This is a genomic window from Pseudomonas sp. GW821-FHT09H03, assembly GCF_059415945.1.
Map to the genome: position 1 here is coordinate 260,098 of NZ_JBWKOF010000007.1, position 13,152 is coordinate 273,249.

Here is a 13,152-nt window from a genome sequence, read left to right on the forward strand (position 1 = left end):
AGCGTTCAAGCATAGTTAAGGCTCTGTCATCGTGCTCTCGGCGTTGTACTCAAGCTGTTGCAGCAATGCCTGTTCCAATTCAAGCAACGCGCGCTCCATGGCTGTTATGCATTGAGCCACCTTTTCACCATGGAAATCCCCATGACAGGCTGTTTCGAGCGCCTCGCAGCGCTCGATTACGCCAGATGCCTGGACGATACGGGCTGCGCCCTTGATCTTGTGGGCGAAGTCGAGCAGTGACTGCTTGTCCTCTGGAAACGTTAAAGCCAGCAGCGATTGCAGATCGAGCCGGTTGCTCTTCACCAACTCGCTCAGCAAGCGCCTGTTCAAGGTCGGGTTACCCCCTGTCAGCAGGTGCAAACCATTGAGACTGAATGGTAGAACGCCATGGCCCGGCTCGATGCCATCGACCCTTTGACTCAAGGCGTTCAGGCTGAGGGGCTTGAACAGGCAGTCATCCATCCCGGCCTGCTTGCAGCGTTGTATTTCCTCTGGCTGCGCATTGGCGGTAAAGCCCAGGATGGTGCAGGGCGGGCGCCGGGCTTGCCGTTCGTGCCGGCGTATGGAGCGAGCCAGTTCGTAGCCGTTCATGACCGGCATGTTGCAATCGGCAATGACCAGATCGAACGACTCGGCTTGCCACGCCTCGAACCCTTCCTGACCATTGACGGCAACCTTGCTTCGGTGGCCGAGGAACTCCAGTTGCTGGCACATGAGCAAGCGATTGGCTGAATGATCGTCCACCACCAGGACATTCAGTGCGCTCCGTGCGGTAGAGATTTGTACTTCGGCCGTATTCGGCACAGGTTGTGCCGGCAATGTTTTGAGCTGCAACGAAACCTCGACTTGAGTGCCGACCCCCGGCTGGCTGCTCAATTGCAAGCTGCCCCCCATCATCTCGCACAGGTTGCGGCTGATCACCAGCCCCAGCCCTGCACCACCCCTGGCCGATTGCGCGGCGTTGTCGGCCTGGGCGAATGGTTCGAACAGACGATGCTGATCCCGTTCGCTGATGCCCATGCCACTGTCCCGGACCTTTAGGCGCATTTGCACCTGATCGGGCTCGTCAACGCAGCTCAGCTCAACAATGACCCGGACTTCGCCCCGTTCGGTGAATTTGATGGCGTTGCTGACCAGATTGGACAGCACTTGCTTGAAGCGCAACGGGTCCAGCATGACATCGATTACGGGGTAGGCCGGATGGAATTCCAGCAGAAGATCCAGGTTTTTCTGTCGAGCCAGGCCATCGAAAATTCGTACTACCGAGGTGACGAGCTCCCCGGGATTGACGCGCTCCGGGCTCAGGCTCAAGTGTCCGGATTCGATCCGGGCAATATCGAGGATGTCGCCAATCAATCCCAGCAGGTCCTTCGCCGAGCTGTACGCAACATCAATGGCCGGTCGATCCGGGTGCTGAAGGTCTATGCGCTTGAGGGTCAATTCGAGCATGCCGATAATCGCGTTCATCGGCGTACGGATTTCATGGCTCATGGTGGCCAGAAAGGTACTCTTGGCACGATTGGCTTCATCGGCACGTTCCTTCGCGCAACGCAGGTCATCGAGCAATTGCCGCCGCTCACTGATGTCGATCCAGCCACCGATAATGCCGCGCACTTCGCCGCTGGAGTCCCGATAGGGAAGAATCCAGTGATAGATCGTCAAGCGCCTGCCATCGATGTGCAGCTCACGGTCGATAATCAGCGGGGTGCCGTTGGCAACAACACGCTGGTAATCGGCCTGAAATTCCCGGGCTTCGAACACATTGCTCATGGCGCCCTGCATGACGCTTTTGCCGATGACGTCCTCGCGTCTGGCGCTAAACGCTTGCAGGTAACTGTCATTGCAACTTTGCAGCAGGCCCTGGCGGTCGCGTACGTAGATTGGATGTGGCGTACCGTTGACCAGCGATCGCATGAACTCGAATTGATCGTTCAATGCGCGCTCGGCGGCCTTGCGCTGTTTGATCTGGCGGCGCATGTAATCGTTCCAGGCCACGGAAAGCAGCAGTAGCACCCCGGCACCGATGACGATCTGATAAAACAACCGATGATAATTTCGCCAGGTGCTGTGGGCGGTCGCTGAATAGCCACGCCAGCGGCTGTTGATGATGCCCAGCTCCTCCGGTGCGATGCTCAGCAAAGCCTTGTCGAGAATGGCGTTCAGGTCCCCGGCTTGCCGGGCTGTCGCCAGGGAGAACGCGGCCTGTTCGGTGCCGATGGTGGTGCTGATCTGCAGTGTGTGTTCGAAGAGCTGCGAGGAAATGAAGTAGTTGGCGATTATCAGGGAGTTCACCGCGCCTTCTGCCTTGCCTTCGGCGAGCATCTCTACTGCGCTGAAACTGTCCGGGGTTTCGATCAGCTTGATGTGGGGGAATTCGCTGCGCAGGTAATCGAGCAGCGGGTTACCTCGGGCTATCGCCAGGCGCTTGCCTTGCAGCTGGGAAAGATTGCTCGGGCTATCCTTTGCTTTTCGGGTCAACAGGACGTAGGAATTTTCCAGAAAGGGGCGAGTAAAATTCAATGTCGCCTGACGTTGTGCACTGGGCAGCAGGGCAGCGATCACGTCGGCCTGGCCGCCCTTGACCTGTTCGATCATCTCATCGTCGTTGCGGCTGCGCCGGATGTCGAAGCGCAGACCGGTGCGTAGCCTGATCAGCTCAAGCAGGTCTGCGGTGACCCCGCGAAAATTACCCTCACTGTCGAAAAAGGTCAGCGGGGCAAAGGCTTCATTGACCACCACGCGCACGACTGGATGTTGCGCCAGCCACTGCTCTTCGCGGTCGGTAAGCTGCAGTTTCTGATCCGTAAGCAGAATATCGCTGCCTGCACTCCAGCGCTTTGCAATGTTTTCTCGTTCAGTCGAGGGGATGGCCATGAGCATCCTGTTGATGATGCCGAGCAGCTCGGGGTTGTTCCTGGTCACGGCGAAGCTGAAGCCATGGGCTTCATGTTTGCCGAAATTGGCCATGCGAATGTTGTTCAGGTACCCCTTGTTGATCATGTAGTGCGTCGAAATGGTGTCGCCCAGGAACACATCCGCCTGATCGAAAGCGACGGCACTGATAGCGTTCTGGTACGACGGATAGGAGGTGATGATCGCCTGGGGGTACATCGCCTTGACTTCCGACAGCGGCAAGTAGTGATAAAGCATGCTCAGGCGTAAACCTGCCAGTCCGTCGGTCAGGGATCTGGTTTCGCCCTCCCGCGTCACCAGTACCGGTTGATCGACGGCGTAGGGTATGGAGAGCGCGAGGTCGGCATTACCGGCTTCGAAGCCATTGGCAGTACCGAGTAAATCGACTTCGCCGCTTTCAAGAGCGGAGATCGCAGCCCCCCGGGACTCGAAGCGCCTGACCTTTATTGGCAGGCCGGTAACGGTGCCCAGGATGCCGGCGTAATCGGCAGTGAACCCTTCGTAGTCATGACCGCTGGTGGTCAGGTCAAAAGGCGGATAATCCTGAGCCGAGGTGCCAAGTACCAGTTCGCGTTTGTCGTTGAGCCATAACCGTTGTGCTTCGCTGAGCTGGACTTGCAGATGTCCGGCGTTTGAGCGGCTGAGCAACGTGTAGTTTTCACTGGTTTGCGCTGCGAGCAGTGAAGTGCTCAGGCACAAACCTGCGGTCATCCTTATCAGATTATCCTTCAAGCGACTGGGCATCCGGCTTCTCACACGAGTGCGTTGCGTTTTGCCATTTCGATCAGCTCAACCAGTGATTGGGCTTTGAGTTTCTGCATGAGTCGCTTTTTATAGGTGCTGACGGTCTTGTTGCTGAGAAACATGCCTTTGGCAATTTCCTTGTTGGAGCGTCCTTGCGCAAAAAGTTGCAATACCATTAGTTCCCGATCGTTTACCGACTTGAATAATTCAAGTTCGGCGCAACGCGCCTCATCACCCCGGGCCGGATTCAACGCTTCACTCGGGAAATAGTTATATCCTGATAATACCGCTTTAATAGCGCTGACCAGTTCGCTGAGTTCTTCCTGTTTGCATACATATCCCGACGCACCTGATTGCATGCAACGAATACCGAACAGGGTCGGACATTGGGCTGTCAATACGAGAGTTCTCAAAGGTGTGTTCATGGCGTTTAAACGGGACAGCACTTCCAGTCCGTCGAGTTTGGGAATGCTGATGTCGAGAATGACCAGGTCAGGCATGCATTCTCTAATCATTTGCATGGCGTCGACACCATTGTCGGTCTCGCCTACGACTTTGTAGTTTTCGTGTTCCAGTAACATTCGAACGGCCAGGCGGATGACAGGATGATCGTCGACAATAAAAACGGAGTTCATATTCAAATCCCATGCGAGCTCAAATAAAGCGCGCACCATAGCTCAGATGGTTGGCAGGACGTATGAACTGGCGAGCCCGTGGTGGCAATATAGGAAAAGTCCTACGCGTGAAAAAGAATGGACCTACGTATCAAATAGATTTTTAAGAAATAATTTGTGCTTTTGGTTGTTTATTCAAAGTTTTCATTTGCAAGTTGTGTTGTGTTTTTTTTCGGATTTTAATGCGTTGTTTTTATACAGGCGTCAAGGCCAGCAGACTTCTGAACTCCGCTTGTTCCAGGGGTTTCATCAGATAGCCCAGTAATGGCAGCTGATGTTCGACGGCTGTTCTTTTGAGTCCGTCCAATTCAGCGCTCGTCAGACTACTCAACAAGATGGCCTGTCTGATCATTCCTTGCTGGCTGGCGTATCGGACCAGGTCGAGTCCGGAAAGCCCGGGCAGGCATTGGTCGCATAAAAGAATATCGAAGGGTTGTGCCGCCCTGGACATTTGTTGCATCGCCGCATGGGCGCTGTCGGTGGATGTCAGTTGGGTGAAGCCATAACTTTCCAGAAGATATCCAGTGACTCTGAGCTGGAATGGATGGTCTTCCACCAGCAAGATACGCAGATCGTTTTCGGTCATGAGAACTCACTTCATCTGGCGAACAGAGGGAGGGTGATTGTTTCGTGTGAGAAGCGCACGGGCGATCAGTTCGCTCTACAGGGTATGTAGGACGATTCGGTAAACCTTGAGTGCATTTGGTTTTGGGGAAGGAGATCAGCCAGATCTGACGGCGAAATGGCTGATCAGTCGACACTCGTCAGTGACTTGAGCGGCCGGTCATTTCCAGCGCCATGTCACTGGCGTAGCTGTCGGTCATGCCGGCGATGAAATCGATCATGCGCAGGAACGATGTGTGCAACGAGCCGTGGGGATCGGGCGCATTGTTGCCCAACAGATCGAGGACGCGGCGGCTTTTGAACGAAGGCGTGCGACCGTTGTGTTGTTCCAGCGCGGCTCCGCAGAACGCGTTGAGGAGGATTTCCAGGGTGGTGTAGGCGCCTATTTCGTGCAGGGTCTTGCGCTTGTCCTGGAAGATTTTTTTACGAGCCATGTCCTTGGCATTGAGCACACAACGCTTGGCGGGGCCGTGCATGTGCTCTACCAGATCGCCGGGCAACGTACCGGCCAGCAGCGCCTGTTGTTGCTCGACGAAGGCGCGGGCCGCGGCATTGGTCAGGTGTTCAATGGCCTTGCCACGCAGGATCGCCAGCTTTCGACGGCGTGAATCGTTGGGGCCGAGCTGGCGATAGGTTTCCGGCAGATCGTCACCGACCAGGTTGAGCAGCAGGGACTCGACTTCAGCGTATTCCAGCAGCTCCATTTCCAGGCCATCTTCGAGGTCGATCAGCGCGTAGCAGATGTCATCGGCGGCTTCCATCAGGTACACCAGTGGATGACGCGCCCAGCGTTGATCCTCCAGCTGCGGCAGACCGAGCTTGTGGGCGATCTGCTCCAGCAGCGGCAGCTCGCTCTGGTAGCAACCGAATTTGTGTTTCTTGTAGCCCAGGGAGTCGGCGTGCTTCGCCGTCCACGGGTATTTCAGGTAGGTACCCAGGGTCGCATAGGTCAGCCGGCTACCGCCGTCGAACTGGTGGTATTCAAGCTGGGTGAGTACCCGAAAGCCTTGTGCATTGCCTTCGAAGTTCAGGAAGTCATTGCGCTCGGTTTCGCTCATCGCATCCAGCCAGCCACGACCGGCGGCTTGCTGGAACCAGTGACGAATAGCATCTTCACCGGAGTGGCCAAAAGGTGGATTGCCGATGTCATGGGCCAGGCAGGCCGATTGCACCACCATTCCCAGGTCGCTGGGCTCGCACCAGTCGGGCAGAGAGCTGCGGATGGTTTCACCGACCCGCATGCCCAGGGAGCGGCCCACGCAGCTGACTTCCAGCGAATGGGTCAGGCGCGTGTGTATGTGATCGTTGCTGGAGACCGGATGCACTTGGGTCTTGCGCCCGAGGCGGCGAAACGCCCCCGAGAAAATGATGCGGTCATGATCTTTGTGAAAAGGACTGCGGCCCAGTTCTTCAGGGCTGTGCAGAGGCTTTCCGAGGCGTTCGCGGGTAAGCAGGGTGTGCCAATCCAAGGCTGGTTCTCTCCGTCCGGTGACTGATGGCCTAGCTTCCCGTTTCGCGACGGCACCTGCAAGCGCAACGGTAACCGGCCAGCGTCGAGGCGATGAGCCGCAGATTTGTGCCTGCCGCCCGGGCATGTACACCGCAATGCCCCCCTCGGCAGAAGGAGGCATCTGGCAGCCATGGTAGAAAAGCAGGTCGAACCTGCTGGTCAGTTTCTGTGCGAAGAACCTTGCATCACCAGTTTGATCAGCGGCCCAAGGGTATTGCCCAGGCGAACCAGACGGCTCAGGGTGCTGATGCCGCCAGCGTTTTTTGCCCCCTTGCCGGTCAGGAATCCCAGCAAAGTGACGGCGGCCACGCCCCAGAGTGGCGCGTGCTTGATGCCGAAACCCTCCTGCAGGTTGTGCGTCATCCCGCGCATGCGTTGCAGCGGCTCCAGCAGTTGCCGGGATTCATGGCGGATTTCCTGGCGATGCATTTCCATGCGCAGGCGGATCAGTGTCTTGCGCATTTCTGCGCGCGTGCTGTTGCGTGGCAGTTCTGGCAGGTTCATGGCAGCAGGCGCTCCCGATCGTTGGCCAGCTCTTCGAGCGTGCCATGGAAGGGTGAGGATTCATCGTAAATCGCAGCTCGCAAGCGAATTGCACAGAAGATCGCGGCGAGCGCATAAAACACGCAGAGGCCGATGATGGCGGGCAGGCGATACGTGTCCCAGAACAGGATCATTACCAGTCCCGACAACCCCACCAGCAATAGCAGCGCGAACACCAGCGCGAGCCCCGCAAACAGCAACAGGCTTACCGTGCGGGCCTTTTGCTCTTGCAGTTCGATACCGAACAGTTCGACATGACTGTGCAGCAATCCCAGGAAAGCGGCACCCAGGCGCCGCGATGATGCGCTTGTACCCGTCACGGACGGGCCGGATTCACCGATTGCCATATCAGCGCCGGCTGGCCAGCAGGCCGATCAGGAAACCCACACCGGCCGCGATCCCGACCGATTGCCATGGATTGGCTTGAACATAGTCTTCGGTTGCGGTAACGGCAGCCTGGCCGCGCTCGCGCAGGGAGTCTTCAGTCAATTTCAAGGTTTCGCGGGCGCGCAGCAGACTGTCGTGGATCTGCTCGCGCAACTCATCAGCCTGATCACCGGCCAGGGTGGCGGTGTGCTCCAGCAGGCGTTCGGTGTCGCTGACCAGAGTCTGGAAGTCGTTCATCAGGATTTCTTGAGCAGTCTTTGCCTTGATGCTGGCCATGTGGGATCTCCATAGGTGGCTTTCTGAATCGTTCGAGTATGAGCCTTGAATGAAGGTTCAGTACAAATGACTGGTACAACTTTTGCTATCTCGTGGTGCGCCAGCTACGCCGTTGCGCTATTGCCGGGCATGCTTTGAGTAAAACCGTAGTACCGGAATCCGAATACGGACACCCGTGCGGGCCATGTTTTGTCCGGACAGCATATGTGCGCCAAATCGGTTCAACCGGTTGAACCTCCTGATTGCGTGAGGCCGCAACATGGTGCATGGAGCGCTGCCGCGAACTGCTTTGGTGCTTTTTTTCAGCCTTGAGGTCTGCCAACCGATGGAAAACCTGCAAAGTGCTGTGGACAGTCTGGTCCATAGTTCCAACACACTGTTCATTCTGATCGGTGCGGTCATGGTGCTCGCCATGCACGCCGGTTTCGCCTTTCTGGAAGTCGGAACGGTTCGGCAAAAAAACCAGGTCAACGCGCTGTCGAAAATCCTCAGCGATTTTGCCGTTTCGACCCTGGCCTATTTCTTTATAGGCTATTGGATTTCATATGGTGTGACTTTCATGCAACCGGCCGCTGTGCTCAATGCCGACCATGGCTATGGGCTGGTGAAGTTTTTCTTTCTGCTGACCTTTGCCGCGGCAATACCGGCGATCATTTCCGGGGGCATTGCCGAGCGCGCCCGATTTGTCCCGCAGCTGTGCGCAACGGTGCTGATCGTGGCTTTCATCTATCCATTCTTCGAGGGCATGGTCTGGAACGGCAACTTCGGCTTGCAAGCCTGGTTGCTTGAACGCTTCGGTGCCGGCTTTCATGACTTTGCAGGTTCCGTGGTGGTCCATGCCATGGGCGGCTGGCTGGCACTGGCGGCGGTGTTGTTGCTTGGGCCGCGCAATGGCCGTTATCGCGACGGCCGCCTGGTTGCATTCGCCCCCTCGAGCATTCCGTTTCTGGCGCTGGGTTCGTGGATTCTCATCGTCGGCTGGTTCGGCTTCAACGTGATGAGTGCGCAGACTCTGCAAGGCGTCAGCGGGCTGGTGGCGGTCAATTCGCTGATGGCCATGGTCGGCGGGACGATGGCTGCATTGATCGTCGGTCGTAATGACCCCGGCTTTCTGCATAACGGTCCATTGGCAGGGCTGGTGGCGATTTGTGCCGGCTCGGACCTGATGCACCCGGTGGGTGCGCTGGTCACAGGGGCCATCGCCGGGGCACTGTTTGTCTGGTGCTTTACCGCCGCCCAGGGCAAATGGCACATCGACGATGTACTGGGTGTGTGGCCGTTGCATGGTCTGTGTGGCGCGTGGGGCGGCATAGCCTGCGGGATTTTCGGCCAGAGTGCCTTGGGCGGCCTGGGCGGGGTCAGCCTGATCAGTCAGTTGCTGGGCACTGTACTTGGCGTGAGCGTGGCGCTGGCCGGTGGCTTTGCGGTGTATGGCGTGATCAAGGCGTTGCATGGGTTACGCCTGAGTCAGGAAGAGGAGTATTACGGCGCGGACCTGTCGATTCACAAGATCGGCGCCGTGAGTCAGGATTGAGTCAGGTCTCTTCATCTGTGGCGCCCGGATAGAAGCCATGCAGCAGGCGATAGCGGTCGCGTCGCACCTGATCGACATGAACTTGCACCTGCTGGTCGGACAGACCCAACAGGATCAATGCCTGGGAGGCGAGCATCAGGCTGGACTCCAGCAATTCAGGCACGACTTCGCTGGCGCCGGCCTCCTTGAGTTCGGCCTGGCGACTGTCATCACGGGTGCGCACAAGGATCGGTACGGTCGAATGGCAACGGCGTGCCTGCTTGAGTATCAGCAGCGCCACATCCGTGCGGTCGACAGCGATTACCAGCAACTTTGCCCTCTCAAGTCCTGCGGCAATCAGCAATTCACGACGTCGGGAGTCGCCGTAATGCACGCATTTTTCAGCGACCGCGGCTTCCTGAATTCGCACGGGATCATTGTCCAGAGCAATGTAGGGTTGCCGGGCATGGTTGAGCAAACGGCCGATTGCTTGACCGACGCGGCCATAGCCACAGATCACCACATGGTTGTGCAGGCCGGCACTGAGTGCGCTGATTTCCTCGAGTTTGGTTTCTTCGCTGGATTTATGGTGCAGGCGAGCGGCGATATGTGGAGCTGCGCGCAGTAGCAACGGAGTCAACAACATCGAGCAGAATGTCGCAGACAGCAACGGGCCACCGAGGTCGCCGAGCATCAATTTGTGCAGCTGCATCTGCGCCATCAAGGCGAAACAGAACTCTCCACCCTGGGCCAAGGCCAGGCCGCTGCGCCACGCGGTTTCACTGTCGCTGCCGCGCCACTTGAGCAATAGCGCAACCACGCAGCCCTTGATCAACATCAAGCCCAGAGTCAGGGCGAGAATCAGCAGGCCTTGGCTGGTAAACAGCTGCAAGTCGATCAACATGCCGATACTGACGAAGAACAACCCAAGCAAGATGTCGCGGAACGGTCGCAGGTCAGCTTCGATCTGATGGCGGTAATGACTTTCACCCAACAACATGCCGGCAAGAAATGCCCCCAGGGCCGCAGACAGGCCGAGCAAGTGAGTCAGGGAGGCTGTCAACAGCACAATCACCAATGCCAGCAACACAAACAGTTCTGGTGAGCGGGCTGCCGCCACTTCATGGAACAGGCGCGGAAGCAACCAGCGGCTGGCCAGCAGCAGGCCGACGAACAGCACGACGGTTTTGCCCAGGGTCAGTGGCAGCGCCCAATACCAGAGCTGCTCGCTACTGCCGGCGAACACCGGGACCAGGGTCAGCAACAGCACCGCCATGATGTCCTGAAACAACAGTACAGCGATGGCATTCTGGCCATGGCTGCTGAAGATTTCGCCGAGGCTGCCCAGTTCCTTGCTGACAATGGCGGTAGAGGACAGCGCCAGGCCGGCGCCGAGCAGCATGGCAGGTGTGGAAGGAATGCCGAGCAACATCAGTAATCCGCCCAGCACAAGCGCCGAGACCAGCATCTGCAGGCTGCCAAGACCCAACACCAGCCGGCGCATTGCGAGCATTTTCGACAGGGAAAACTCCAGTCCGAGCGAGAACAACAGAAACACTACGCCCAGCTCTGCGAGGTCCGGCAGCTCTTCGCTTCTATTGACCCAGTTGAAGGCGGCCGGCCCGATCAGCATCCCCACGCATAGATAGCCCAGTACCGGTGGCAGTCGAAGCCGCTGGAACAGGGCGATGACCACCAGGGAAGAGGCAAAGATGATCAATAGATTGCTGAACACTAATCACCCCGGTGAATAAGTCTGCTCTACAAGCGTAGAGGCAAATAAACCCTGAGCATCCGGTAAATGACGGCAGTGGCAACTGATGTGCGTCAGGATATCTCTGTTCGCCCCGACCCTTTGATGGTGGCGCAGGGAGTATTCAACCGCTCGACGGTTTTTCGGGGCAGGCCTAGAATAGTCACTCAATTTTCTGGTTGAGCGCTCATGCTTCCTGAATGTCAGTTGTTCGGCACCCTTGGTTGCCATCTGTGTGAAGTCGCCGAAGCCATGCTGATGGAGTTCGTCGAGCGCGGCCTGCTGGTGGAACTGGTGGATATCGCTGACGACGAAACCTGGTTCGAGGCTTACAGCTTGCGCATTCCTGTGCTGCGACGGGTTGATACCGGTGCAGAGCTGGGCTGGCCGTTCAGTGCCGATGAACTGGTGGCGTTCCTGCTCTGAGCAATGCGCTGGCGGTGCTCCCGTCTGTCGAACTTTATGATCGATACCCTTGGCTTAACCGGTGTTGTTCGGATACTGTATGTGCATACAGTTATTCGCAATACCCGGTTTGCGGCTCCTGATCGTCAGGAATGCGCAGGCAAGGCCGGGCGAGAGAGGGATCAGTCGTGGTCAATGTCGAACAGTTGAAGAACAGCGTGAACCGGATGTCTGCGGACGTGGTCAGCGAGGCGGTCCATGAGTTGCGTCTGGATGGCCTGGTGACCGAGGGTAAGACGCCCTTCAACAAAACCCATTTCAATACCTGCTTCGCAGAGATCGAGGCCCTGTTTCAGCGGGCTGGCTATCACCGGCAACTGGACGTCGTGGGCTATCAGGGTCTGTTGTATGCATTGTACGACCCGGCTCGCTGGGAAGCGGTCGATGTGTTGCGCTGGCTCAAGGAATACACCGAAGCGGCGGCGCGCACGCAGATTTCGGCCTGAGGATTATCTTCTAGGCTCGTTCACGCCGCTGCTGGATAATGGCGCTCAGCATTGAGGGTTAGAGCGTCGTATGTCCACTTCATCATTTTGCGCGGCAAAGAGTCAGGCCAGCACGTTGTATTTGCCACCGGGGCCTTGGTTGACCGTTCTCGAATGCCTGTGCGAGCACTTCAGCGCCATTGGCCGTGAACAGTGGCTGGATAGAATCGCTCGTGGTCGTGTCCTCGATGGGCACGGCCAGCCGATCGCCCTGGATCTCGCCTACAAGGAAGGTTTGCGGATTCACTATTTTCGCGAAGTGCCGGACGAAAAACCGATCCCGGTGATCGAGTCGATTCTGTATGCGGACGAGCACCTGGTGGTGGCCGACAAGCCGCATTTCCTTCCGGTGACACCGGCAGGTGAATACGTTGAACAGACTCTGCTAAGACGCTTGATCCGTCGATTGGACAACCCGCATCTGGTACCGCTGCATCGCATTGACCGGCACACCGCAGGCCTGGTGCTGTTTTCCGCCAACCCCCAGAGTCGTTCGGCTTATCAGTCGTTGTTCCCGACCCGGCAGATCGAAAAACGCTATGAGGCCATCGCCCGGGCCTTGCCTCAACACTCGTTTCCGCTGGTTCACAAAAGCCGCCTCATCGATGGCGAGCCTTTCTTCCGCATGCAGGAAGGTCCGGGTGCGAGCAACACCGAGACGGCTGTCGAGGTCAAGGAAACGCACGGAGATCTGTGGCGCTATGGGCTTTACCCGGTGACGGGCAAGAAGCATCAGCTGCGGGTGCACATGTCGGCATTGGGAGCCGGTATCTGCAACGATCCGTTTTACCCCGAGGTACTCAAGGATGCAGAAGATGACTACGCCAATCCTTTGAAGCTGCTGGCCCAGGGGCTGAAGTTTATCGACCCGGTGACAGGTCAGGAAAGGCAGTTCGAGAGCGAAATCACCTTGCAATGGTGATCATCAACCCTGGACGATCTGCTTTCTCCAGCCATGAAAAAGCCCGCATTCAGCGGGCTTTTCTGTATCCGGCGTCTCGTAGGAATTACAGCTCCTTAACGGTACGAACCTGATCCTTGTTGATGCGCGTCTGCTTGCCATCGAGCTGTTCGAACTCGTAGAAACCGGAATCCTGGTCGAAGTCCGGGGTGTCGACTGCCTGGATTTCGCGACCGTCATTCAAGGTGATCACTGTTGGCGATGCGCAACCGGCGAGGGTGGCGAGGCCCAGTGCAAGCATGAAAGTGGCGAGGGTCCGTTGTGTCATGAGTGTGTCTCCGAATATGAATTCTTTGGTTACTGA

The 13,152-nt window shown here is 57.3% G+C and carries 13 protein-coding genes; 4 read left to right on the forward strand and 9 right to left on the reverse strand.

The features are described 5' to 3' along the window. Positions 1–15 precede the first annotated feature (15 nt). The 7 genes from AC07OG_RS12540 to AC07OG_RS12570 all read right to left on the reverse strand — a co-directional run bounded on the left by AC07OG_RS12540 (position 16) and on the right by AC07OG_RS12570 (position 7,671). The gene (locus tag AC07OG_RS12540) at positions 16–3,657 is read right to left on the reverse strand and encodes a transporter substrate-binding domain-containing protein (RefSeq protein WP_495067162.1); all 3,642 of its coding nucleotides are present in this window, start codon (positions 3,655–3,657) and stop codon (positions 16–18) included. A gap of 8 nt (positions 3,658–3,665) precedes the next feature. Continuing rightward, positions 3,666–4,292, reverse strand: a complete 627-nt coding sequence (locus AC07OG_RS12545; protein WP_060540959.1) for a response regulator transcription factor — start codon at positions 4,290–4,292, stop codon at positions 3,666–3,668. Positions 4,293–4,524: 232 nt separating this feature from the next. Then, positions 4,525–4,917, reverse strand: a complete 393-nt coding sequence (locus tag AC07OG_RS12550) for a response regulator (RefSeq protein WP_495067163.1) — start codon at positions 4,915–4,917, stop codon at positions 4,525–4,527. A gap of 178 nt (positions 4,918–5,095) precedes the next feature. Beyond that, on the reverse strand, positions 5,096–6,424 hold the full coding sequence (locus AC07OG_RS12555; RefSeq protein ID WP_495067164.1) for a deoxyguanosinetriphosphate triphosphohydrolase: 1,329 nt from the start codon (positions 6,422–6,424) through the stop codon (positions 5,096–5,098). A gap of 200 nt (positions 6,425–6,624) precedes the next feature. Then, entirely contained in the window at positions 6,625–6,969 is a 345-nt protein-coding gene (locus AC07OG_RS12560) for a hypothetical protein (RefSeq protein ID WP_060540962.1), read from the reverse strand. Further along, positions 6,966–7,355, reverse strand: coding sequence for a phage holin family protein (locus AC07OG_RS12565; protein ID WP_060540963.1), 390 nt, complete (start codon positions 7,353–7,355; stop codon positions 6,966–6,968). The genes AC07OG_RS12560 and AC07OG_RS12565 overlap by 4 nt, the downstream gene beginning before the upstream one ends. A gap of 1 nt (position 7,356) precedes the next feature. Beyond that, the gene (locus AC07OG_RS12570) at positions 7,357–7,671 is read right to left on the reverse strand and encodes an ElaB/YgaM/YqjD family protein (protein ID WP_060540964.1); all 315 of its coding nucleotides are present in this window, start codon (positions 7,669–7,671) and stop codon (positions 7,357–7,359) included. Positions 7,672–7,996: 325 nt separating this feature from the next. On the opposite strand from AC07OG_RS12570, the gene AC07OG_RS12575 reads away from it, so the two are divergent. Next, on the forward strand, positions 7,997–9,205 hold the full coding sequence (locus AC07OG_RS12575; protein ID WP_060540965.1) for an ammonium transporter: 1,209 nt from the start codon (positions 7,997–7,999) through the stop codon (positions 9,203–9,205). A gap of 1 nt (position 9,206) precedes the next feature. Here AC07OG_RS12575 and AC07OG_RS12580 read toward each other — a convergent pair whose 3' ends face one another. Continuing rightward, on the reverse strand, positions 9,207–10,919 hold the full coding sequence (locus AC07OG_RS12580) for a cation:proton antiporter (RefSeq protein ID WP_495067165.1): 1,713 nt from the start codon (positions 10,917–10,919) through the stop codon (positions 9,207–9,209). A 207-nt stretch (positions 10,920–11,126) separates the two neighbouring features. On the opposite strand from AC07OG_RS12580, the gene AC07OG_RS12585 reads away from it, so the two are divergent. From AC07OG_RS12585 to AC07OG_RS12595, 3 genes are all read left to right on the forward strand, one after another. Continuing rightward, on the forward strand, positions 11,127–11,363 hold the full coding sequence (locus AC07OG_RS12585) for a glutaredoxin family protein (RefSeq protein WP_060540967.1): 237 nt from the start codon (positions 11,127–11,129) through the stop codon (positions 11,361–11,363). A gap of 167 nt (positions 11,364–11,530) precedes the next feature. Continuing rightward, the gene (locus AC07OG_RS12590) at positions 11,531–11,848 is read left to right on the forward strand and encodes a hypothetical protein (protein WP_060540968.1); all 318 of its coding nucleotides are present in this window, start codon (positions 11,531–11,533) and stop codon (positions 11,846–11,848) included. A gap of 70 nt (positions 11,849–11,918) precedes the next feature. After that, complete coding sequence (locus tag AC07OG_RS12595) at positions 11,919–12,809, forward strand: pseudouridine synthase (RefSeq protein ID WP_218425335.1); 891 nt, start codon at positions 11,919–11,921, stop codon at positions 12,807–12,809. Between the two features lie 85 nt (positions 12,810–12,894). Here the strand turns inward: AC07OG_RS12595 and AC07OG_RS12600 are convergent, their stop codons facing one another. Next, entirely contained in the window at positions 12,895–13,116 is a 222-nt protein-coding gene (locus AC07OG_RS12600; protein ID WP_060540970.1) for a YgdI/YgdR family lipoprotein, read from the reverse strand. Positions 13,117–13,152 lie beyond the last annotated feature (36 nt).